At 49.1% G+C, this 23,843-nt stretch carries 13 protein-coding genes; 2 read left to right on the top strand and 11 right to left on the bottom strand.

The window, feature by feature from the left end; all coding sequences use genetic code 11:
• Nucleotides 1-168: 168 nt before the first annotated feature.
• The 10 genes from DWW90_RS17785 to DWW90_RS17735 form a co-directional block, all read right to left on the bottom strand.
• The gene (locus DWW90_RS17785) at nucleotides 169-489 is read right to left on the bottom strand and encodes a hypothetical protein (RefSeq protein ID WP_122345950.1); all 321 of its coding nucleotides are present in this window, start codon (nucleotides 487-489) and stop codon (nucleotides 169-171) included.
• A 240-nt stretch (nucleotides 490-729) separates the two neighbouring features.
• The gene (locus DWW90_RS17780; protein ID WP_122345949.1) at nucleotides 730-1,443 is read right to left on the bottom strand and encodes a hypothetical protein; all 714 of its coding nucleotides are present in this window, start codon (nucleotides 1,441-1,443) and stop codon (nucleotides 730-732) included.
• A 1-nt stretch (nucleotide 1,444) separates the two neighbouring features.
• Nucleotides 1,445-6,265, bottom strand: a complete 4,821-nt coding sequence (locus DWW90_RS17775; protein ID WP_122345948.1) for an efflux RND transporter permease subunit — start codon at nucleotides 6,263-6,265, stop codon at nucleotides 1,445-1,447.
• Between the two features lie 2 nt (nucleotides 6,266-6,267).
• Nucleotides 6,268-9,432 carry an efflux RND transporter permease subunit gene (locus tag DWW90_RS17770; protein ID WP_122345947.1) on the bottom strand — a complete coding sequence of 1,055 codons (3,165 nt, stop codon included), beginning with the start codon at nucleotides 9,430-9,432 and terminating at the stop codon, nucleotides 6,268-6,270.
• A 98-nt stretch (nucleotides 9,433-9,530) separates the two neighbouring features.
• Entirely contained in the window at nucleotides 9,531-10,583 is a 1,053-nt protein-coding gene (locus tag DWW90_RS17765) for an efflux RND transporter periplasmic adaptor subunit (protein WP_122333170.1), read from the bottom strand.
• A 1-nt stretch (nucleotide 10,584) separates the two neighbouring features.
• Entirely contained in the window at nucleotides 10,585-12,081 is a 1,497-nt protein-coding gene (locus DWW90_RS17760) for a TolC family protein (protein WP_122345953.1), read from the bottom strand.
• A gap of 19 nt (nucleotides 12,082-12,100) precedes the next feature.
• Nucleotides 12,101-15,373: a xanthan lyase gene (locus DWW90_RS17755; RefSeq protein ID WP_122345946.1), complete on the bottom strand. Its 3,273-nt coding sequence runs from the start codon at nucleotides 15,371-15,373 to the stop codon at nucleotides 12,101-12,103.
• A 17-nt stretch (nucleotides 15,374-15,390) separates the two neighbouring features.
• Complete coding sequence (locus tag DWW90_RS17750) at nucleotides 15,391-16,284, bottom strand: ABC transporter ATP-binding protein (protein WP_122345945.1); 894 nt, start codon at nucleotides 16,282-16,284, stop codon at nucleotides 15,391-15,393.
• A 122-nt stretch (nucleotides 16,285-16,406) separates the two neighbouring features.
• Nucleotides 16,407-16,985: a rubrerythrin gene (gene rbr, locus DWW90_RS17745; RefSeq protein ID WP_115499728.1), complete on the bottom strand. Its 579-nt coding sequence runs from the start codon at nucleotides 16,983-16,985 to the stop codon at nucleotides 16,407-16,409.
• Nucleotides 16,986-17,667: 682 nt separating this feature from the next.
• Entirely contained in the window at nucleotides 17,668-18,855 is a 1,188-nt protein-coding gene (locus DWW90_RS17735; RefSeq protein WP_122333173.1) for an ATP-binding protein, read from the bottom strand.
• Nucleotides 18,856-19,032: 177 nt separating this feature from the next.
• Here DWW90_RS17735 and DWW90_RS17730 point away from each other — a divergent pair, with 177 nt between their 5' ends.
• A complete protein-coding gene (locus DWW90_RS17730; protein WP_115499747.1) occupies nucleotides 19,033-20,724 on the top strand; it encodes a SulP family inorganic anion transporter in 1,692 nt (563 codons plus the stop codon).
• A 6-nt stretch (nucleotides 20,725-20,730) separates the two neighbouring features.
• Here the strand turns inward: DWW90_RS17730 and DWW90_RS20680 are convergent, their stop codons facing one another.
• Entirely contained in the window at nucleotides 20,731-20,901 is a 171-nt protein-coding gene (locus DWW90_RS20680; RefSeq protein ID WP_167451667.1) for a hypothetical protein, read from the bottom strand.
• A 118-nt stretch (nucleotides 20,902-21,019) separates the two neighbouring features.
• On the opposite strand from DWW90_RS20680, the gene DWW90_RS17725 reads away from it, so the two are divergent.
• Nucleotides 21,020-23,827: a T9SS type A sorting domain-containing protein gene (locus tag DWW90_RS17725; RefSeq protein ID WP_122345943.1), complete on the top strand. Its 2,808-nt coding sequence runs from the start codon at nucleotides 21,020-21,022 to the stop codon at nucleotides 23,825-23,827.
• The last annotated feature ends 16 nt before the right edge of the window (nucleotides 23,828-23,843 follow it).

Raw genomic sequence — 23,843 nt, 5'->3', positions numbered from 1 at the left:
AGCATTGTAAGGAAAATGTAAAAGAACTACCCCCAAGAAATATCGGGTGAGCCCCTTTTTACACTAACGTATAAGAGCTGATTCAACTGATCTTTTTTCCATTCCGAGAATATGGCCCATGTCGAAGACTTCTTTTATTGTGAAATTTTCACCTAATTAGAAAAAAAGTCACTCGCTGACGAACGGGTTCAAGATCGGATTAATTACAATAACCCCCATTTCGGCCGTTTTTCTATTTCGTCTGAAATTTTGGTCGATTTTGGTTTGACTTTTTTCATTGATTATCCCTTCCTGTCTGACAACAGATGAAGTGAGGTGCGCAGCCCATTCCAAAAGGCATTCTTTTTGATTGCCGAAAACCGGAAACGCTGTCAAAGTGATAAAGCTTAACTCCTGGAGAATCGCCTGTAGCAAAATAAAACGGACGGCGTTCCAAATATCCCAAGGAAATTTTAGCGGTTTTTGGGCATGAGGACGGTCGTTTTTCAAAAGAGAACGGTCATAATCGCCATTACGACCGTCCTAATAGGTAATGCACTCGGCACCTCGCAAAGATTAGCACGGTCGCAATGGCGAAGAGGACGGTCGTGATGGCAAAAAACTCCCGGAAAAGGGAAAAAAGTGCATTTTTGACGGCTGAAAAGTGGATTAACATTTATTTTATTTCGTGCGTCTTCCGAACCTGAAAAATGCGTTTTTTACAATAAGTCCCCCTCGAATAGTTGAAAGTCACACGAACTTCTCCCTCTTTTGCAAGTTCAGGAGGCCAATGAGCATCCAGACGATACTGGCGACAAAGAGGAAGATGCGGCTTTTGATGATGATGCCTTCCCAGATGACCGGCAGGAAATTGCGGGGGATGGAGAAGGGGTTGAGCATGATGTTCCAGAAGGAACGTTCGATCAGGGGGGTATTGCTGAAGATCAGGAGAACGATACCGATGACGATCATCAGGACAGCCGTTCCGTTACCGCTGCGGGTAATGGTGGAGAACATGAAGGCGAGGTTGCCGAAGAAAAGGATCGGGAACATCAGCTGCGTTGCCATCTCGAGGGGATTGACGGGATAAAGCAACAGCGTAGCCAACCACGAGAAGGCGATCAGGATCACGAAGATCGCCACGTAGATCATCAAAAGGCGGATGCCCCATACCTTATATTTATAGTTGGGGATACCGAAAAGTATCTCCAATATCCGGCTGTCCTCATCGTTCTGGATGCCGAACACGGCGGGATAGAACACTAACAGGACGCAGGGGAACATCAGGAGGTTATAGATCAGCCCTTCATTGATCTCCGCCCGGTTCCAGGCACTCTGGAACATGAACAGGGCGAAGAAGAGGAACGCCGCCAACAGGAACCAGATGAATTTCCCGGCAAAAATGATCTTCAGGTTATATTTAACCAGGCGGGGCAAGAGGGATATGAGTTGTTTCAGTGTCATCCTATAATCCTTTTAATAAACATAAATATGCATCTTCCAGGTTCGGCTCGACCTGCACCGCGCCTTCGTAGGGGGAGGCGGCGGAGAGGTAGCGGACCCGGATCCGGTCGTCTTTCTGGATATGGTTGACGATACGGGATTTATCTAATGCCTGTTCAAACGCTGTCTTGTCGATATCGAACTGCCAGACTTTACCGGCGGCCATGCCGACCATATCGACCGGATCGCCGAAATAACGCAGGGCGCCCTTGTTGATCACGACAACCTGGCTGCACGAGCTGGATATATCTTCGATGATATGGGTGGAGAAGATGACGATACGGTCCTTACTCAACTCGACCAGCAGGTTACGGAAGCGGATACGTTCGCGCGGATCGAGTCCGGCTGTCGGTTCGTCGACCACTAAGATGCGCGGCAGGTGCAACAGGATCAAGGCGATGCCGATACGCTGTTTCATACCGCCGGAGAAAGAGCCGATCTTCTCGTCCTTGCGGTCGTACATGTGGACGGCTTTGAGGACATATTCGAGGCGTTCGCGGCGGACAGCACCGTCGACAAGGCCTTTCAGGATCGCCTGGTAGTCGAGGAACTCCCACGACGACATATTCTCGTACGTCCCGAACTCCTGCGGCAGGAAGCCGATCAGGCTCTGCAACTCTTCCCGGTAGATGCGGGTGTCGAGCCCGTTGATCCAGATACTTCCGTAGCTCTGCTCCAGGATACCGCAGATGATGCGCATCAGGGTGGATTTACCCGCTCCGTTAGGTCCTAACAAGCCGAACATACCGGTACGGATCTCGAACGACACGCCTCGAAGTGCTTTGAACGGGCGGCGGCGTTTGCCGATCAGCGGGATGCCTTTCACCAACCGGAACCACGAACGGCGGAGCCCGGCAAAGCGTCCCTTCACACGCTCGATATTGATCTCCTTCTCAAACAGGTAACCGGCAGTCACATAGACGGCGATACAAAACGTCCACAGCAGCCCGACGGTACCGACGAGGTTCGGATTATCCAACCTGCGGAACAGGGCAAAAAGAATCAGCGGCGGGATGCTCCAGAAGATGATACGGTTGAGAATCCTCACCGTACGGCTTCCGGCAAAACGCCAGTAGAGGTATTCGCGCACCTTCCTCCACAGATAGAGCGTGGCGGCATAGATCGCGAAGGAAAGGATAAAGATCCACAGCCTGCTCCCGATAAAGAACCAGGTGAACCAGATGGCGAAGCCTAAGAGGGCAAATTGCCAGCTCAGTTCCATAAAGAATCCTCTTTCCCGCGCTTGACGCGGGATCGCAGAAGTGCTGGCGGTGTCTGCATCATCAGAAGAGGGATCGGGGTTGTTCTTTTGCGATCCCGCGTCAAGCGCGGGAACGAGGTAGCTTTTCTCCAAGCCCAATCGCCGGCGGACCAGCAGACCACTTCGCCACTGGCGGCTGACACGTCCCGGCCAGTCGTATATCTTCACTAAGTTGCGAACGGAAATATGGATATCTGCCTCCGGGTCGATCACCTTCGAACGGGCACGGCGCAAGCTGGCCTGCATAAAATAGGTCACGCCCGGAATACCGGCCAGCAACACCACTCCATAGATAGATTGCCACAACAGGCTGCCGCCATAGAGATAGATGCAGCTCATGCCTGCCACAAGGAGCACGCCGTGCAGCACCCATACCTTCGGCGACAGGCCCCGGTACCACTGCAACGTGTTTTCCAACCCCATGCAGACAGTCGGAATCAGGATCAGCGTCAGCAACGCCGAGAAGGACAGACCGCCGATCACGGTAATGGCGAAAGGCGCACCGATCGCTCCGGCATACTCATCATTGCCCATTGCCATCGGAAACATGGCGACAATCGTCGTAATGGAGGTAATCAGGATCGGACGGATACGCGACAGCCCTGCCGTCATCAACGCCCGGTTACGGCGATAGCCACGACGCCGCAGGATATTGGCATAGTCAATCAGGATAATGCCATTGTTCACCACGACACCCAACAGGATCAGGAAGCCGATCATCACATTCGCATTATTCAGCAGACTGTTGCCCGTCAGCAGCAACGCCAGTAAGGAACCGATAGCCGCCAGCGGAATGGAGAATAGCAGGACGAACGGTGTCGCAAGGGATTCGAACACCGAGGCGAGGATCATAAAGATCAGGATAAAGGCCGCCAACAGGAGGAACTTGAAGTCAGCAAAAGTATCTTCCTCATGGAACACCTCGACCGCCACACCCGACGGGAGGTTATAGCCCGACACCAACTGGTCGATATCCGAGCGGTAGCCTTCGAGGAGGTCCTTGGAGTCTTCCACGTCGCGCGAGAAGGAGTAGAACAGTTCGATCTGCTTGTCCTGGTTCACACGGGTGATGCGGGCACGTCCACGGCCATAGTCGATCGTGGCGATGTCTTCGAGGCGGTACAGTCCGCCGGATGCATTCGGGATGCGTACTTCGCGGAGGTCGTCGACCGTCTTGTCCTGCTTCTTTTCGGCTTCCAGCTCTTCTTCCGTCCGGTTCTCCCGATTGCGGATGATGATGTCGTAGGTGTCTTCGCCGACCTTAAAGGAGGTTCCGGAAGACATCTCCGGGTTCAACGAGGCGAGGCCGGAGGATATATTCTGACGGGAGATATCGAAGGAAGTGAGCAGGATCGGGTCGAAGCCGAGACGGATCTCCGGCTGGCGGCGGTTGTAGGAGACACGGGTGTTGCGGATGAACTCCTGCTCGTCGAGGTAGTAACGGAAGTCTTCCGCCACACGCTGCATACGGTCGAAGTCGGAACCCTTGATAACGATCCGTTCGCGGTTCTCACCCATTCCCAGGAGGCGCATGAAACCGCCCATACCGGACATATCACTGCCTCCCCCAAAGGCTCCGCCCTGGCCTCCGCCCGAAGGAGAGGACAAAGATATCTCGGCGCCGTTAATGGCCCGGAGGCGGGTTTGCACGTCGGACTTGATATCGGATATCTTGCGTTTCCCGATCTTCTGGTAATCCTCTTTGAGGACAAACGTCAGTTCGGCATCCGTCTCACGGATACGGCTGATCAGGTCTTGCTTCTCAGGGAACTCGGCAAGGCGTTCTTCAATGACGCGGACCACCTGGTCGGCATTCTCTAAAGTGCTACCTGTCGGCATGGTCACGTAGATGCTGAAACGGTCGTTCTCCACCTCTTTACGGTCCTGTATATTGAGGGAGATCGAGAGGATCAGGGAGACGAACAAGAGGATGGCAGCCCCGAATATCGTCACGCCCGGATTCCGCATACAGGTCTTCAGCAGCACTAAGTATATCTGCACAGGCCGCTGCGTCACGGACACCTTCTCGTAAAAGACAGTGTCCACTTTCCGTTTACGCCTCAACACCGTATACGTCGCCATCGGGATGAAGAGGAGGGCGACGAAGAGGGAAATCGTCAGGGTGGAGATGATCGAGACGCCGATATGATGCCCCATCAACTTGATCAGGAAGTTATCGGAAAAGACGAAGGGCAGGAAGACCGTAACTGTCGTCAGCGTAGCCGCTAAGATAGAGCGCCAGACCTCCCGCGTACCTTGCGTCACCGACTGTTCAGGACTCTTACCGGCAGCCGAGAGACGATAGATATTTTCCAGCACGACCACACTATTATCCAGCAGCATACCGATCGCCAACGCCATACCGACCAGCGTCAGGCTGTTAATCGAGATCCCCGCCCCGTAGAAGAAGTTGAACGCCGTATAAACGGAGATCGGAATGGAAAGGGCGATGAAGAACACCAGCCGGAGATTCTTCAGGAAAAGCCAGAGGATAAGGACGGCAAGCAAGCCGCCTACGAGGGCAAGGTGAATGATCTGGTCAATATTGTCTTCCATCGTCTCTGCCTGGTTGCTCTCCACCACGATCGAGAGATCGAGCGGGGCGAGCTGTTCGTTCAGGCGGTCGATAACGGCTGTCGTACGGTGAGACAGTTGAATCAGGTTCGCCTGCGAATCGGCAAGCAGGGAGACGGAGACGGCATCTTTCCCGTTCACACGGCTATAGCTGGTCTCCTCCTTCTTGTCGAAGAAGATCGTGGCGATATCTTTCAGCAGGATAGGGCCGGGAGCGACGACGATGTTCTCGAGGTCCGACACTTCGGCGTAGGGCGAGTCGACGTGCACGAAATACTTCCCGTCAGGCTCTGTGGCGTAGCCGACAAAGGCTTTCTCCTGCGTGTTCTGCGTCAGGATGCCACTGATTGTGGAGGGTGTCAGGTTAAGTGCCTTGCAGGCATCGGGGTCGAGCTGCACTTCGATCGCCTTCTCACGGCCTCCGTAGACGTTGACCGAGGCGATCCCGTCGATATTTTCCAGGTCGGGACGTATCTCCTTCTCCACGAGGTTACGGACACGGTCGGTACCACCCGAACCGCGCACCTGCAACGACATGAAGCCGCCGCTGAGCATCGAGACGTCTATCTTCTGTATCTGTACCGTGAAACCTTCGGGCAGCGTCGAGGCTGTCTCGTTGATCTTCTCCTGTAGCTTGAGGGCGGTGATCTTGAAGTTTACGTTCGGCTTGAAGTCTATCTTGATAGAGGATTGGCGGCTGTCGACCTGCGATTCGATCTGTTCCACCCCGCCTATCGTGCCGATCGCACCTTCGAGCGGGATGATGACCTCCGACTCCACATACGACGGATCCATATCCTGCTGAGCCGACACCTGCACGAAGAGCATCGGCAGCTCCGCATTGGGCAGCAACTCGACGGGCAACTGCTTATACGAGACATAGCCGAGGCCTGTCAGGGCTATAAACAGCATGCAGATCGCAATCCTTCTATGTAGTAAAAAGTTCATACTTATCTTCTTTTCATCTTCTCAAACACGTAATAAACACACGGTATCACCACCAGACTCATGACCGTCGAGGTGACCAGCCCCCCGATCACCGCTATCGCCATAGGCGAACGGAGCGATGCGCCTTCCCCGAAACCGAATGTCATCGGCAGGAGGGCGAGGATTGTCGTAAGCGTAGTCATCAGGATCGGGCGGATACGCTGGCTGCCGGCCTCCACTATCGCGTCGTCAAGCGGCATACCGGCCTGTATCAACTGGTTGATGCGGTCGACCAGGATAATCGAATTGTTCACCGCTATACCGACCAGCATCACGATACCGATCACACCCATCATGTTGATCGTCGTCCCGGTCAGGAAGAATAACAGGATCGCCCCTACGACCGCCAACGGAATCGTCAGCAGGATCGTGAAAGGATGCAACAGCGACTCGAACTGCGAGGCAAGCACCATATAGACCAGGATGACCGACAGGGCGAGGGCAAACAGGAGGCTGTTCATGGACTCCTGGCGTTTCTCTTCTTCTCCGGTGACGGTAATCGAATAGTTGTTCGGCAGGTCGATATCTTTCACGGCAAGCCGTATATCGGCGGCAACACGGTCGAGCGAGTGTCCGGCGTCGAGACTGGCGGTCACCTTACTGATACGGTTCTGGTTACGGCGGAAGATCTCCTTCGGCGCCTGTGAATGGGTGATCGTGGCGATCTCCTGCAGGCGGAATTCCTTCTCGCCGCTCCGTATCACGAGCGTACCGAGGTCACGCAGGGTGATGTCGGGCACTTTGATCAGGATGTCACGCATCTCTCCCCTGTACTCCATCTTGCCGGATTCCAGGCCGGTGAGCTGCTGTTTCAACTGCTCGATAACGGTCGAGACGCTTACGTTATTGATACCGGCAACCGTACGGTCGACGGAGATCGTCACCTCGGGGGCGCCGTCTTCGACGGACGACTGGATATTATAGATGCCCCTGACATCCCCGAGACGCTGCTTTACCTCATCCGTAAGGGCAGCGATCTCGTCCAGTTCCTCTCCCTTCACCTCTACGACAATGGGAGCACCTTCGCTACCTAAGAGGGAGCTGAGGGAGTTCTCTTCCTGCTTCAGGGTGATTTCCAATCCTTCGGTGTTTTCAGTAGTCTGCACGAACTGTTCCATGACCACCTCCGGCGGGACAGGGCAGGAAGGTGAGAGGATCACTTTCATAACGGCGGTATTCTCGCCTTCGAATATATCATTCTCCGAACCGCTCCCCGATCCGATATGGCTGTAGATCGTACAGAGCGAATCCTGCGAAATGGTGTGCATCAATGTTTCTAAGTTCCCGACGGCCGAAGCGGTACGTTCCAACGGAGTCCCTTCCGGCAGCTTGATAACAGCCGTGAAAGCCCGGCTCTCCGCCCGAGGCATAAACTCCGTCCCGATAAAAGGCACCAGCAAACCCGCCAGCGCAATCAACCCCACGGCACAGCCGATCACCACCCAACGATGCCGCAAGAGGGCACGCAGGAAGGGGGCGTAGGCGGTAATCCGAATGCCAATTACCGTCTGCGTTGTATCCACCGTCGTCGTTTCGACCGTAGAGACGCACGGCCGTGCGTCTCTACATACGCCACCCACGCCATCACCATTATCCCGTCGTCCGGTAATCCGGTCATACAACATCGGGATCACCAACACCGCCACAAACAGCGACGATACTAACGAGAAGGTCACCGTCCAGGCCTGGTCCTTAAACAACTCTCCGGAGGCGCCATGCAGGTAGACAATCGGCAGGAACACGACAATCGTCGTCAGCGTCGAGGCGATAACAGCCCCCGCCACTTCGGACGTTCCCGTAATGGCTGCCTCGCGTACCGTCATCCCTTTCTCCTGGTTACGGAAGATGCTCTCGATCACTACAATCGCATTGTCGACCAGCATACCCGCTCCGAGGGCCAGACCGCCGAGTGTCATGATGTTCAGGGTAAGATGATTGAAGAACATCAGGTTGAACGTAGCAACGATCGAGATCGGGATCGCCAGACTGACAATCAGCGTAGTCCCCAACCGGCGGAGGAAAACGAAGATAATGATCACCGCCAGGATAATACCCAACACGGCGCTGTTCTTCACCTCTCCGATCGCATTCTTGATAAAAGTTCCCTGGTTGGTAATCACCTGGAAACGGTAGCCGGGCAGCGCCTGTTCGATCATCCCCAACTGGCGGATCACGCCGTCTACCACCTTTATGGTATTAAACCGCATCTCCTTATAGACCGACAGCCCGATGCTGCGCTCGCCATTGATACGGACAATATTCTCAGGCCGTGCATTCTCAAAACGGACATCGGCAACTTCTTTCAAAAAGATCGGCGCCTTATCGACACTTCCTGCCGTCGTGCTACCGGCTGTTGCCGAAGCAGCTTCCTCCGCCTTGACCGCCTTATAGCCGACGATCAGGTTCTCGAAATCGCTTTCCGTAGCAAAGAGACTCGAACTCTTCACCAAATATTGCAACCCCAACTCGCTGACTCGGCCACCGGAGATGCTCTGGTTATTGGCTTCTATCTTGGAAGAAATATCATTAACAGTCAGCTTAAAGGCATCCAACTTATAGGGATCGGTACGGATCGTCAGCGTACTGACCTCATCACCGGACAGCGTGACATCGGCAACACCTTCCAGACGGATCAGTTCGTTACGGATATAGCTCTCGGCCACCTTGCGGAGCTCCGCCATATCGGTAATGCTGCGGTGCGAGAGGCCGATCAGGACGACGGGCGACTGGTTCGGGTCGTGCTGCGTGATCTTCAGTTCGGTGATATCCTTGTTCTGGGCATACGGGTTCATCGCTTTCTGCAAATCGAGGAAAGCCTCGTCCATATCCTTCTTCCAGGTATATTCGACGGTGATACGGGCAGAGCCGGCACGGATCACGGACGACACCTGCGTCACATCGCTCTGGCGTATTGCCATCGATTCGATGTTCTTGACGAACTGCTTCTCTATCTCCTCCGGCGGACGTTCGCCTGCCTTCAGCTCGATAAAGAGCCGGGGGTTATTGAGGTCGGGCAGCAGGTCGACAGCCAGCTGGTCGTAGGATATCTTGCCCAACAGCAGGATCGCTAATACGAGCATGCAGATAGTGACCGGGTTGCTTACTGCAAATTTGATAATGCTTTTCATATTAATAATGTGCTGATGTGCTAATATGCCAATGTGCCAATGAAATGTACCAATTCATTCGCATATTTAGCGAAGCGCCACATTGGCATATTGGCACATTATTTCTGTACTTTTACCTTCGCATTCTCCTTCAACGTCTCGAAGCCTTTCACCACTAAGTTGTCGTTTTCCTTCAGGCCTTCCAGAACCTGGATGTTCTTATCGTCTTCGAGACCGGTCTTCAGTTCCCGAAGCAGGGCGGTGTTCTTTTCAACGATATAAACGTATTTGGTACGGCGGTTGGACTGGATCACATCTTTCGGGATGATAATGGCGCTATCCGCCTTGTTGACGATGATATCCGCCTTGACGAACATTCCGGGACGGAGTTTGAGACCGTCATTCTGGATCAGTATCTTTCCCTTGAAGGTACGTGTCTCGGAGCTGATAGCCGGCGACAGTTCGCTGATCACCCCTTTGATCGTATCTTCCGGCAAAGTATAGTGGGTGATACGGACCGGCTGATCCGCCTTCACATATCCGATAGCACTTTCCGGCAGGTTGATGTCCATATACATACGGGCATAGTCCATGATGCCAACAACCGGTTTTCCCTGCTCGATCCGGACGTCCGAAGTATAATGCGGCAGGTCGACAATCACACCGTCGAAGGGAGCCGTGATGTTCATCTTTTCCAGATTGAGCTTGCCGTTCTCGAAATCGTAGCGGGCGTTCGTCACCTTTACCTCCGTATTGCGCATCTCGCTAAGTGTCACACCGCCCTTTTCGTAAAGGGCTTTCTGCTTCACCTGCTCCTGCTCGGCTATTTCGAGGCTCAGTTCTTTGGCGTCGATCGCAATGCCGTTCTCATACTCTTTGTCTTCGAGGCGGACGATCAGTTGCCCTTTGGAAACGAGATCGCCCAACTTAAAGGGCTTACCGGTACGCGGGTTTGTCTGTAACTTATACAGGCCGCTCATCTCGGAATTGAGGGTGACGCCGTAAGTAGGCTGTGCCGTCCCGGTGGTATTGACCAGTTTGCTGATAGAACCTTTCTTGAGTTCCATCACAGAGACAGGGGTTGCAATATCGTTCTGCGTGTTCTGCGGCTGATTGTTACAACCGGCCAGTAAAACAGCCAACAACAGAAGAGAGGTGATTGAATATTTCATATTATTTTTTCGTTATTAAATCTTTCATCGGGACAACAGCCACATCGTGCTCGAAGTCGTAGAGGGAAAGTATTTTGAGGTTCAACAATTCGATTTTGTAGTTGATAAGCGATTGCGTGTAGGCAATCTTCTTATTGGAAAGCTGCGTCTGGAACTGGTTCATGTCCATACCGGTGATATCGCCTTCGCGGTAGCGGGTCAGGTTCAGGTCGTAGGTACGCTGGGCATTCAGCACGTTTTGTTCGGCAATCTTGATCTGCGAAAGCAGGTTCTCCAGGCTGCGCCAGGTCTGGCGGATATTCAGCTCGATGCTCACCTTGTCTTCGTGAAATTCCAGTTGGTTGATCTTCTGGGCTACCTCCTGCGCCTTGACACGGGCTTTCTTCTCTCCCCAGTCGAAGATAGGAACGGAGAAGGTGATCGCGACGCGGGGGTTCTGCGTCGGATTGTTGTAGATCTGGTCCAGGTGGCGGTTATCACCGATCAGACCGAACGAAAGCGAAATGTCGCCCTTAAATTCGTTCAACGCCTTTGTCTTGATCATGTCGAAAGCCAGTTCCTTGCTCTCGATCTCCCGCTGGCGAAGTTCGAGGCGCGACTCAAGGCCATGCTGGATCGCCTTTTCTAAGTTCACCTCCACCGGCTTGATCTGCACTTCGGCAAAGACCATCAGGTCTTCGTCCAGGTTCATCCCCAATGTCTGCTTCAGCTGGTCTTTCGCGTTTTCAAGCGAAACCTGCTGCTCTTCCATGGAGGAACGGGCGGATGCTAAGTTTACCTCCGCCTGGAACAGTTCATCGCGGGCGGCCAGGTCGGCTTCGACCTTATTCTTGATGATATCATAGCTCTGCTGTGCGTTGGTCAGTTCTTCCTTCGTAATGGCCAGCTGGCTTTGCGCCATATAGACAGAATAGAACTGCTGGGTGATGTCTTTCTCCGTATTGAGCCGTTGCAGGGCATAGCTGATATTGGCATTCTCGTAGTCATATTCGATCTGTTGCAGTTCCATCTTGCGCTTGTTATAGGTAAAGATAGGCTGCGAGAGTTGCAGATAGAGGTCATTACTGAAAGCCTTGTTGCTGGTCTTCGTCCCGTCTATATTGGAATTGTTGTCCTGCCATCCGAAGCGGTTGATCAGCGAAAGGACACCATCCGTCCACAAGATCGGCTGGTCGACCTGGAACGTCCCGCTCGTACCGAATTTCTCATTGGTGTACCATTGCGACAGGCGGTTGTCGAAACTACGGCTCTTGCTATAGTCCACCGGATTAAGGTTCAGCGAGAACCTCGATTTCAGGGAGGCCCGCTGTGCAATCAGGTTCTGCTGATAGCGTTCCAGGTTCATGTGGGAACGACGCAGGGAAGGGCTGTTCTCTTCCGCAATATCCATCGCCTTCTCGATCGTCAGTGCGATCTGCCCGTAGGAAGGAACCGACAGGCTCAGGCAGGCAAGGCCCGTCAGCAGCATCTTTTTCATGGATAGTAACTCTCTTTGCATCATGTATCGTATCTACTAATTAATATCGTTTTACTATTTTGACCGCATCGGCCGTCACACTCCGGAGCTTGCACTCGTTCGTGAGGGTGATCCGGATCGTATCGCCGCTGAAGTAGTAAGCCCCTAAAGGCTCCCACCCTTCATTCGCCTTCTTCAAATCTATATACGCATCTTCGCTCTCCTCATCATAGGCGACCTTGAAGTGGTATTCCCCGACGGCCTGCTTATTATATTTCAATTCGTTATCCTTGGAAACATAATAATAGACATCATATTGTCCGGCAGCCGGAACAGGCACTTTCCAGGTAGCCGTCTGGTTCCCGCTGCCACTCTTGATGACATAGGCGGAACGGATATAGCGGCCGTAGTAAGCCGCATTCGTCGTCGCCGTCCACTGAAGCGGAGCACGCCAGGGAGAAACGCCGGCATACTTAAAGGAGGTGTCTTCCACCTTATCGAGCCATTTGGGTAGCAGTCCGACAACAGCCGGTTCGGACAGGGAGAAAAGCGCATCTTCATTATCGACGATCACCTCCCCTTCCGCCTCGGGAGAAAAGTCCTGAACGATAAAATCCCCTTCCGGATCGATCGCCCGCTCCCGTTCTTCCGGGATATTGGTGATAGGCAGGTTCAACACATTCGGCAAGTTGCCGGATATCAGCGTATTGACATCCACCTGAAGAGGCGCATCCTCCCAAACGGTTACCAACAGTTTGGTCTGATGGGCGGCAAGCGGCAGTTTCCGGCTGGTGCGCGGATCGATATCCGGACCATTGCCCCTGGCCTGTATATCGAGCTGGAGCATCCCGTCGTAATCGGAATTATTGCTCACCAACTGTTTCAACACAAAACTCTCCTGCCCCTTATTCGTTATCTTTGTCACTCCGGGCTGTCCGATCGTATAAAAAGGAAGCGGCGTCGGACGCTCCCAACCGGAGATACCCGAACGGATATCGGAGCGGCTGATCATCCCTAACGTATCGAGCAGAGACTCGAAGCGAATGTTTTTAAACTCATTCCGCCCCAACACGGCATACAGGGAATCGCGGAACAGGCTGACCCCGATATTTACCTCGGCAGGGGCAAACAGGCTGTAGCCTTTCAGACTGATAATATTGTTCAGCAAGTCACGATGTTCTACATCGGACAGCAGCTCCTTAAACGACTGCTTCTCCATCAGCAGGTTCGCCTTCTCGTTATTACTGATGCCGTTAATCTCCCGCTCCCAACCGTTGTTATCGGCTTTCTTTTGCAGGTAAAGCTCGATGATACGGTTCGTAACAGGCCATACGGATGAATAAATATTATACCGGAAATTATAAAGCTCGGGAAACAACAGATAAGGATTGCTCTGGGAAGAGATATTGAACTTACCCCGGCTGCCGGAAGAGAAGTTATAATTACCCTCCGTCTGCGAGAATATCCACAGGAAACTGTTCAACGTCCGTATCTCAGCCTCCTCTTCGCTAATCTCCCGCCCTCCGCGTTTCGCCCATCTCAACTGGTTTTTCTTGCTCCTGACGAAGTCCATCTGGTTGAACATACACCCCATTTCGGGGAAAAGAACCATCTCCGGCTGTACAACCTCCTGCGCCTGCGACCAGGAACGGACATAGCTGTAGAACTGTGCCGGGACCTCCACCACCGAGAAGCGGTCGAACGGATAGCTCAGTTTATAAGTACGTTCCAGATTGTCCCGCAGGTTCCGGACAAGTCCCGGAATCGTATCGCGGATCGAATCGAAAGCCGCCTCATAATAGTCATGCCCTTTTATATGCCAGACACTATAGAGCGTACTGTCGCTCTCGAAGCTCTTCTGCTCATACCGCCCGATAATCAGCGAAACAGACTGATAGGGAGCATTACCCGACTGCGAAACGGCAACCAGCCCGGGCAGCGGCTTCACATCCAGCCGGAAACGGCTGAAATAGGTCTGCTGCCAGTCCGGACTTATGTCGCTGTATGCTGTGCCGGGACGGGGATACCAATACGTCTCGGGTGTAAACAGCACATAGTCGGGTGTCTGGAAACTATATTTCTTATCTATCTTCAGTAGTTCTTTCTCATACGGTTCCTGCAAGACCTCGGCCGGAATATCCAAATAGCAGAAGTTATCCGCTATCCGTCCGGCATAGCGTACCGAGAGCGAAACCGTGTCCCCCCCCTCTATCTTCCTACCGAAATCCACCAGCAGGATCTGTTTGTCCCGTTTAAAGTCGAGCGTCTTCTCCCCTTCCTTCACCTCTTCCACCTTCAACCCCGGATTCAGGCAGAAGGTAAAGACATCGGATGTGGCAAGGGCCGCCCCTTTCATCGTGACGACCGATTCGATCGACTCAGGTTTCTGTTCCACCGAAATATCATAGCGGTCGATCACCATCTTAGGCGTATGGACATATTTATTGTTGATGCTTGTGTATAAAGCCCGCACCTCTCCTTCCTCCAGGATAAGGCGTATGTGCCGGAAACCCGCCGTCCCCGCCACCCCGAACATACAGAGGGATAGGAACAACCAGGGATAATGGCTCCTCCGGGCATTAGGCAACCGCTTGAACAGGAAGATCGTAAAGAAGATAAATCCCAATCCGGCAAAAAGATAGATAGCCCGGTGGTTCAACATCAACTCCGGACTGCTGAACCCGACAATCGTCGATTTGAACAACGGCAGGTTATAGGCCATATAATCGAACAGGTAATAAAACTTATCCTGTATATAGAACAATGTCAACCCGATATACCCCAACAACAGGATAAAGGTCAACGCCTGGTTCTTCAACAACAACATCAGGAAAATGGAAAGCCCGATAATAAAAATAAGCGTCGGCAGGCTGACCAGGAAGAAATAGATGAAATAGGCCTGCCAATCGACCGCAATACCGGGCGCCATAAAGTTTAAAGCCATCACAATCCCCAATATCAGCACATTCAGAAGCAGGAACACACGCAAGTTTCCCCATATCTTCCCGACCACATATTCCGCATTGCTGAGCGGACGGACATAAAAGACTTCGGACGTATCGAGCTTCTTATCCCGCTTCAGGAACTCGGACGAGAGGAAGACAGCCACCACCGCCTGCCCCGTGTTCAACAACAACAGACTAAAATAAGGTATATTGGAAGCAACTGATTTCTCGAACCAAAGCCCCCCGCTATCCTCCATCAACAGCATGGCAAAGTTGAAGAACCCTAAAAAGGCGACGGCAAGCAGCGTGAAGATCCGGAAGAACCAGCTTCGCACCAGTATCTTACTTTCGTATTTCGCAACGGATTGTATGTTTGTGATAAATGACATCTCGCAGGCAACCTCCTTTAATCGTTTCTCCACCGGTTCAACTTATTCTCCATATAATAGACGTAGGCATGTTCCAGGTTAGGTGTATAAGACTCCGCCTCATACCCCCGCACCTCATCGGCCACCACCTGCACTTCCCAACCCGTACCGGAAGGAATAGTCGAGATAACAGGGTACTGCTTATCCACCTCATGCAGTTCGTCACTGGTCACCCGTATGCGCCACACCTTCCCTTCCGCCTGCTTCAGCATATCCTGCGGAGAACCGAAGAACGACACTTCCCCCTTATTCATCAACGCCATACAGTTGCAGGTACTCGAAATATCCCCCACGATATGCGTCGACAGGATAATCGTCACGTCATTCTCACTGACTTCCGACAGCAGGTTACGGAAACGGATGCGCTCTTCCGGGTCGAGGCCCGTAGTCGGCTCGTCCACGATAATCACCTTCGGATGATGGATCAACGCCTGGGCAATCCCCAAACGGCGCTTCATACCTCCCGACAGCTTGTTGGCATAGCGGTCGCGCACATCGAAAAGCCCCACGTTCTCCAGCATCTCATCCACCGCTTTCTTCCGGAAAGACTTACGGTTCATTCCGGAAAGACGCGCAGCGTAGTCCAAAAACTCATACGTTTTATATTTGGCAAAGAAACGGAAGTCCTGCGGAAGATACCCCAATATGCCCCGTATCTCTTTCCGCTGCTTCATCAGGTCGTAGCCACAGATATCGACTTCACCGGAGGTCGGTTCCATAAGTGCGACAAGGATACGCATCAGGGTAGACTTACCTGCGCCATTCGGCCCCAACAGCCCGAACATACCGGTCGGTATTTCCAGATTGACATTTTTTAGTGCGTGGTTTCCATTCGGATACACTTTATTGAGATTTCTTATCGATATGCTCATCAACAGGTAAATTCAGATTCATATAAATAGTCGGGCTAAAGATAGAGTTTATTTCATAAAAAACGCTCCCTTACAACATATTATTGTAAGGGAGCGCCCTAATTTAAAAACTAATAAGATAATTAATAGTTCTGTTTCATCGGTTCGAAATAAGCCTGCGGGTGAGCACATGCCGGACATTTCATCGGAGCCTTCTTGCCTTCGAATACGAAACCGCAGTTACGGCACTGCCACATGATCGCTTCGTCTTTTTCAAATACCTTGTTTGCTTCCACGTTAGCCAACAACTTGCGGTAACGTCTTTCGTGTTCAGCTTCCACCTTTGCGATCATACGGAAAACGACAGCGATTTCCTTGAAGCCTTCTTCGTCTGCGATATCAGCAAAAGCCGGATAGAGGTCTGCCCATTCTTCGTTTTCGCCAGCAGCAGCGGCAGCCAGGTTTTCAGCAGTTGTTCCGATCACGCCAGCCGGATAAGAAGCTGTAATTTCAACCATTCCACCTTCCAGGAATTTGAAGAAACGCTTTGCATGTTCCTTTTCCTGTTCAGCTGTTTCCATAAACACACCTGCAATTTGTTCGTAACCTTCTTTTTTAGCTACACTTGCAAAAAATGTGTAACGACTTCTTGCCTGAGATTCTCCGGCAAATGATTTCAGCAGATTCTGCTCGGTACGAGTACCCTTAATACTTTTTTCCATAACGCTAATATATGTAAGATAATTATGAGTTTGTCTAATCGCCTATAAATAATAACGCTCAAAGGTATGAAAATGTTTAAGGGGATTACTAATTTAGATGATAAAAATATTTCTATCGTTACATAAATAGAATCTATAATTTGAGTTTTTAATCCTTACTCTAAATAAAGAAAAATGACAATAACCCCCTTTTCAGCCGTTTTTCTATTTCGCCCGAAATTCTGATCGATTTTGGATTGACTCTTTTCACGGTTTAAGCTCCCCTTTCTGACAATAGGAAAAACGAGGTGCGCAGCCCATTCCAAAAAGTGTATAATTTGATTGCCGAAAGACGGAAACGCCGACAATGTGATAAACCTTAACTCCCGGAGAATCGAATATTTGAAAATAAAACGGACGGCGTTCCAAATATCGCAAGGAAAATTAGGGGCTTTTTTGCCCTTTAGACGGTCCTCTTTTCAATTACGACCGTCCAAATCGCCATTACGACCGTGCTAATCTTCGCGAGGTGCCGAGTGCACTACCTATTAGCACGGTCGTAATGGCAAAGAGGACGGTCGTAATTGATGGAAACGCTCAAAAAAGAGGAAAAAGTCCCTTTTTGAGGTCAAAAAAAAGGATTAACATTTGTTTAGTTTCGGATGTCTTTCTGGAGTGAAAAATACGTTTTATACAATAAGGGTCAATATTGAAGACCGAATATCCACAACGGAATTTTATTTCCCAGTCCGATTTCCATATCGTCATAAGCAATATAGCTATTGGGGATATTTCGGATTTGCTTAAAGCTTTTTCCTTTACCGCCTACTTCAAACAGACAGGTATTATCCGCCATAAAATCACCTTCCGACGGAATAGTCAGTTCATGCCGGTAAACCATCTGATTGGCAAAAAACGTCTCACGCAAAGTGCCGCTCTGCGTGTTATGGCTCAATGCAAACAGCAAATTAGTATTCTCCATATATAGTTTGGAAGGTTTTGTAAGTTCCGACAATTTCCGTTTTCCACTATACAGTTGCAATAGCAATTCTGCCCGATCCAAATATTGCAGATAACTTAACAGACTTTTCCGGTCAGTTTCGATCAACCCGCTAAGGTCATTGATATTGGGAGTATAGGGTACAAGAGTAGCCACATGAGTCAACAAGCGTTTCATTTTTAAAATAGTGGCATACTGTAAATTTACTATTGAAGGCAGATCATTCTCTAATATCGTGTTTACAATACCGGACAGACGGTCGTAGTAAATATCCTTTCCTTCCTTATAGAAAGGATAGTAACCATATTGCAGATAATTATGGAATGCCGGCAGTATCTTCACCTTTGTCACAATCTCGGATGCGAGTTCAGTATGCTTATCCAGTATCTCTTCTAATGGGAAAGGAGGCAATGTTATAATATCTTCAAAATAAAGGAATTCTCTAAAAGAGAGCCCACGTAAAGCGTACATCACACTTCTACGACTTAAATCGGCCTGTGCTTTATAGATTTCCAGGATAGAAGACCCTGTAAAGACTATATACAGGTCAGGATAACTGTCATATAGGTTTTTTATTTCGATTGCCCAGTTGGGATACCGGTGTACTTCATCCAGAAACAGATGAGTACCGCCATCTATATAGAACTGATGCGCCAGGTCCACCAATGTATTCTGAGAAAAATAAATATTATCCAGACTGACATATAACGCCGCACTGCCCAACTTCTCTTCCTTAATATGCTGTAAAAGCAAAGTTGTTTTTCCGGTACCGCGTGGCCCGGTAATCCCAATCAGTCGATGCTTCCAATTGATCTGTTGGAACAAATATCGCTTTTTGCTAAGATTGGTATAAGCCAACAATCTTGTAAAATTATCAATCAATCGTTGCATATCTTCTTCTTTATTAATGATTCAGAGATACAAATATACTATTTTGTGGGTTACAACCCCGTTTTTTTATGCTATTTTGTGGGTTACAACCCCGTTTTTTCTATTAAACTTCATGAAAGGATAATTTTTTTCTTTTTTTTGTACCTTTGCAGCATTTTTAATCAATTAGGCAGAAAGATGAAGAACAGGTTTGATTTTCAGCCCAAGCTGTTATCGGCACTGAAAAATTATTCGAAGGAAAAATTTATGACCGACCTGATGGCCGGTATTATTGTCGGGATCGTGGCACTCCCGCTTGCCATTGCTTTCGGTATTGCGTCGGGGGTTAGTCCGGAAAAAGGACTGATCACGGCTATTATCGGCGGGTTTATCGTATCACTGTTAGGTGGCTGTAACGTGCAGATCGGCGGACCGACAGGGGCCTTTATCGTAATCGTATATGGGATTATTCAGAATTTCGGGATCGAAGGATTAGCCATTGCGACGGTGGTAGCCGGGATTATCCTGGTGATTATGGGGGCATTGAAATTAGGTACGGTTATCAAGTTTATCCCCTACCCGATTGTTGTCGGTTTCACCAGCGGTATCGCCCTGACGATTTTCACCACACAAATGAAAGATCTTTTCGGCCTGACGATAGACAAGGTACCGGCTGATTTTATATCCAAATGGATTGTTTACTTCGAACATTTCGATACGATGAACGTATGGTCTCTGTTGATCGGACTTGTCAGTATTGCGATTATAGCCTTCACACCTAAATTTTCGAAAAAGATTCCGGGCTCGCTGATCGCGATCATTGCTATGACAATCATCGTATATGTCATGCGGTATCATTTAGGTATAACAGGGATCGAAACGATCGGCGACCGTTTTACCATCAACGCTGCCCTGCCCGGTCCGGCATCTATCAGCTTCAATCCGGAGACAATAAACCTGTTACTTCCTTCCGCATTTACGATCGCCATGTTAGGAGCGATCGAATCGCTGCTTTCCGCTACGGTGGCAGACGGTGTGACAGGTGATAAACATAATTCAAACACCGAACTGATCGCCCAGGGAGCGGCCAATATCATCGTGCCGATTTTCGGCGGTATCCCGGTGACGGGCGCGATTGCCCGTACCATGACGAATATCAATAACGGCGGACGTACTCCGGTGGCCGGTATCATCCATGCAATCGTATTGCTGTTGATCCTGCTTTTCCTGGGTCCACTGACCAAACATATCCCGATGGCCTGCCTGGCAGGGGTCCTGATCATTGTCTCTTATAATATGAGTGAATGGCGAACGTTCCGTTCGTTGATGAAAAACCCGAAAAGCGATGTGTCTGTCTTGCTGGTGACGTTTTTCCTGACGGTTATCTTCGATCTGACGATTGCGATCGAGGTAGGATTACTGATCGCCATGTTCCTTTTTATGAAACGTATGGCGGAAACCACCCGTGTGTCTGTCGTGAAAGATGAGATCGATCTTTCGGATGATGGGGAAATCCATCATGACGAAGAGGTTCTTTCATTGCCTAAAGGGGTGGAAGTGTATGAGATCGACGGACCGTTTTTCTTCGGTGTGGCGAGCAAATTCGATGACATCATGCACAATATGGGCGACAAGCCGAAGATACGTATTATCCGTATGCGTAAAGTTCCGTTCATGGATTCGACGGGACTGCACAACTTGGAAAGCCTGTTCCGAATGTCGCAGGCCGAACATATCCACATGATCCTTTCCGGTGTAAACGAACAGGTACGTAAGATACTTGTCAAGTCCGGCTTCGACAAAAAGATCGGAACGGAAAATATTTGCAGCAATATTAATGAGGCGGTTGCAAAAGCCTGGGAACAGGACAGGAGACAAAAAGGTAACTGATACTCTCTACATAAATGCAATATAAAGGTAACGATTGTCTAACCGGCAATCGTTCTTTTTTGCTTCAAACACGGATTCTTTCGCAATTGTTTCCGCATCTTCAAAACTAAATCCATTGTCCGGCTGGCTCCAATACCAAAGCTGCGGCATCTGTTTTTTACTTTTTGTTGATTCCATTGTCTTCAATTATTTATCTAACTTTTAATTATAAGACATGGAATCGACAAAAACCCCTATCCGGATCAGAAATAAATATTACATTTGCGAATTAGTACATCATAAATCAACGTACATTATGAATAAAAAGGCTCTCTTTCCGCTAATCAGCTTATTTCTGTTAGTAACAGGAATTATTTTGCCGGAATCTGTTCGTGCACAAATCAGTGAAGGCGGGATACCTGCCTCTTTCAAGTACTCAAACACATTAAAAAGTGATCTGCCGACCGTTCGGATCCCCGTTAATTTTAGCGTGGAAGACCTGAAAACAGTCGACGCCTGGCAGGTGAGCCAGGGGGCACCGCTGAAAGTGGGAACTCTCATAAATACGGATCTGACAATAGATAAATCCGGTAATTGGACTACTTTACCGGACGGCAATAATATATGGCAACTGCGTTTACAGGCAAAAGATGCTATTGCGTTGATGCTTAGTTTCAACGATTTTTATATTCCTGAGAATGGCAAATTATTTGTTTATAATGCTGATAAAACACAGATAATTGGAGCTTTCACCCATCAGACCAACCCACCGACAAAAGAATATGCAACCGAGTTTCTGGCGGGCGATGATATTATCCTCGAATATGAAACAAGCAGCCGGGAAGGAGAACAACCCCGTATTTCGATAGATGCAATCGGCTATGGATATAATCATTTATATATTTCCCGCACTAAAGCAAATACAGGTCCCGGAGCTTCCGGCTCCTGCATGGTAAACATAAACTGCGAAGAAGGAGATGCCTGGCAAACAGAAAAGAATGGTGTTTGCCTGATGACGCTTATTATTGGTAAATATATTTATTACTGTTCGGGGGCATTAGTCAACAATACGGCAGAAGACCTGAAACCCTATATCCTTTCCGCTTATCATTGTATAGATATGGATGAAACTGTTACGCAGGCAGACTTAAACAAATATACTTTCTATTTTCATTTCGAACGCACAGGTTGCGAGAACACCTCAGGCATAGCTTCCTATAAAACAATAATAGGCTGTAAGAAAATGGCCGGAATCCCACTGGATGGCGGATCAGACGGTTTATTATTATTGTTGAATCAAAATATTCCGGAAAATTATAATGTCTATTATAATGGTTGGGACAGAAGTAACACTTCTGCCAAATCAGGTGTAGGTATTCATCACCCGGCAGGAGATTATATGAAAATATCAACCTTCAGCAGAGAAGCAACCACTACTACCTGGTATGGTGTCGACAGTGTAATCGGCGCAGCAAAAGCTCACTGGAACGTAATATTTGACCAAACAGCTAACGGACACAGTGTAACCGAGGGAGGTTCGTCCGGTTCTCCTCTGTTTAATCAAAATAAATTGATTGTCGGAACACTTAGCGGCGGTTCTTCTTCCTGTGAAAAACCTAATCAATCCAATACATATGGTAAACTATACAGTCATTGGGATCAATATAGTAAAGCCGATACGGCCCGTATGGACGTTTATCTGGATCCGGCCAGGACGGGAGTAACCCAGTTAGCCGGACGCTATGCTACTGCCCATAAAGCAGCTCCAACCGATCTGATTCTGTCATATAAAAACGGAGAAGTACAATTGAACTGGAAAGCTCCTGCTTCCACTTCAGAGAAGCCTTCCCAATATGCTGTCTACAGAAATAATACATTAATCGATTATACAACGTCTACTTCTTATGTAGATAATGACCCTGAAACAGGAACACAATTCTACAGCGTATCTGCTTTCTATGCCGATGGAAACGAGTCTCCTGTTATAGGTGAATTTATTTATATCTATGAGTTGAAGACACCTACAAACGTAACTGCTGCATCCAATGGCAATAACGTAACGATAAATTGGAAAGAACCTGTCTACCAACAGATGATTTATTGGGGAACCGGCTCTTCTTACATGATGGTCGGTTTTGGACAACCGTTCTATTTCGGACAGAAATGGGATAAAAACGACCTGGCTCCATTAAATAAAAACCTGATCAAATCCGTAATCTTCTTCCCTGTTGCAGGAGTCCCCTATTCACTGCTGATCATCCAGGGCAACCGGAAGTATACACAGGAACTGAATAATCTGTCTCCCCAAAAAACAAATACGATCGAATTGAAAGAGCCTTTCGTTATCGATGCTTCAAAAGAACTAATTATTGCTTTTTATGCCTCAACAAATAAAGTAACAGATTATCCGGCAGTTCTCGATGAAGGACCTGCTATAAATGGAAAAGGAAATCTTGTTTCTCTCGACGGCGAGAACTGGGAATATTTATACGAACCTTCGGAAAACGAAGAAGAAAATTATGACAACAATTTTATGTTGGCTGCTGTCGTCAGTTCTGAACAGAAAGAAATACCCGGCACGAAAGCTACTGCATCGGATAGAAATATAATATTATCCAAATCATCGGTAACACCATCATTTACTAAAAGAACGGAAACTAATTCATCACTTCGCAGTACCGAAGCCACTACATTTCCGGAAATAACCGGTTACAATATTTACCGTAATGATATAAAAGTAGGAAATGTATCCAATAAATCGATTACCGAATATACGGATAAACAAGTGCCTGCCGCTCGTTTTACCTATCAGGTTTCTACTTTGTATGAAAACAATAATGAAAGTAAAAAGAGTGAAGCAAGCGCGGAAGTCAGTGTAAACAACGAAAGCATGCGTACTTCAGAGGTAACCGTTACACCTACTTCATTTACCGACAAAATACAGTTGACAGGAAATGAAAAAGTTTATTTGCTGGAAGTAGTTTCGGCTGACGGCAAATTGGTTATAAAACAGAATAATCCAGAAGCTACTATTTATACAGGTTCACTTCCTTCCGGTATCTATTTCTTCCGTATCCATACGGACAAAGAAATAAAAGTGATAAAAGGAATCAAAATAAATTGAAAATGGAAAATGGAGA

Origin of the sequence: Parabacteroides sp. AF17-28 (assembly GCF_003479205.1) — a bacterium.
Lineage (GTDB): Bacteria > Bacteroidota > Bacteroidia > Bacteroidales > Tannerellaceae > Parabacteroides > Parabacteroides acidifaciens.
This window is presented reverse-complemented; position numbering and strand designations above follow the sequence as displayed.

Bases quoted from the DNA above. Each gene is read 5' to 3' on its own strand.
- DWW90_RS17780 (WP_122345949.1), bottom strand. From the start codon at position 1,443: ATGACACTGAAACAACTCATATCCCTCTTGCCCCGCCTGGTTAAATAT.
- DWW90_RS17775 (WP_122345948.1), bottom strand. From the start codon at position 6,265: ATGAACTTTTTACTACATAGAAGGATTGCGATCTGCATGCTGTTTATA.
- DWW90_RS17770 (WP_122345947.1), bottom strand. From the start codon at position 9,432: ATGAAAAGCATTATCAAATTTGCAGTAAGCAACCCGGTCACTATCTGC.
- DWW90_RS17765 (WP_122333170.1), bottom strand. From the start codon at position 10,583: ATGAAATATTCAATCACCTCTCTTCTGTTGTTGGCTGTTTTACTGGCC.
- DWW90_RS17760 (WP_122345953.1), bottom strand. From the start codon at position 12,081: ATGCAAAGAGAGTTACTATCCATGAAAAAGATGCTGCTGACGGGCCTT.
- DWW90_RS17755 (WP_122345946.1), bottom strand. From the start codon at position 15,373: ATGTCATTTATCACAAACATACAATCCGTTGCGAAATACGAAAGTAAG.
- DWW90_RS17750 (WP_122345945.1), bottom strand. From the start codon at position 16,284: ATGAGCATATCGATAAGAAATCTCAATAAAGTGTATCCGAATGGAAAC.
- rbr (WP_115499728.1), bottom strand. From the start codon at position 16,985: ATGGAAAAAAGTATTAAGGGTACTCGTACCGAGCAGAATCTGCTGAAA.
- DWW90_RS17735 (WP_122333173.1), bottom strand. From the start codon at position 18,855: ATGCAACGATTGATTGATAATTTTACAAGATTGTTGGCTTATACCAAT.
- DWW90_RS17730 (WP_115499747.1), top strand. From the start codon at position 19,033: ATGAAGAACAGGTTTGATTTTCAGCCCAAGCTGTTATCGGCACTGAAA.
- DWW90_RS20680 (WP_167451667.1), bottom strand. From the start codon at position 20,901: ATGGAATCAACAAAAAGTAAAAAACAGATGCCGCAGCTTTGGTATTGG.
- DWW90_RS17725 (WP_122345943.1), top strand. From the start codon at position 21,020: ATGAATAAAAAGGCTCTCTTTCCGCTAATCAGCTTATTTCTGTTAGTA.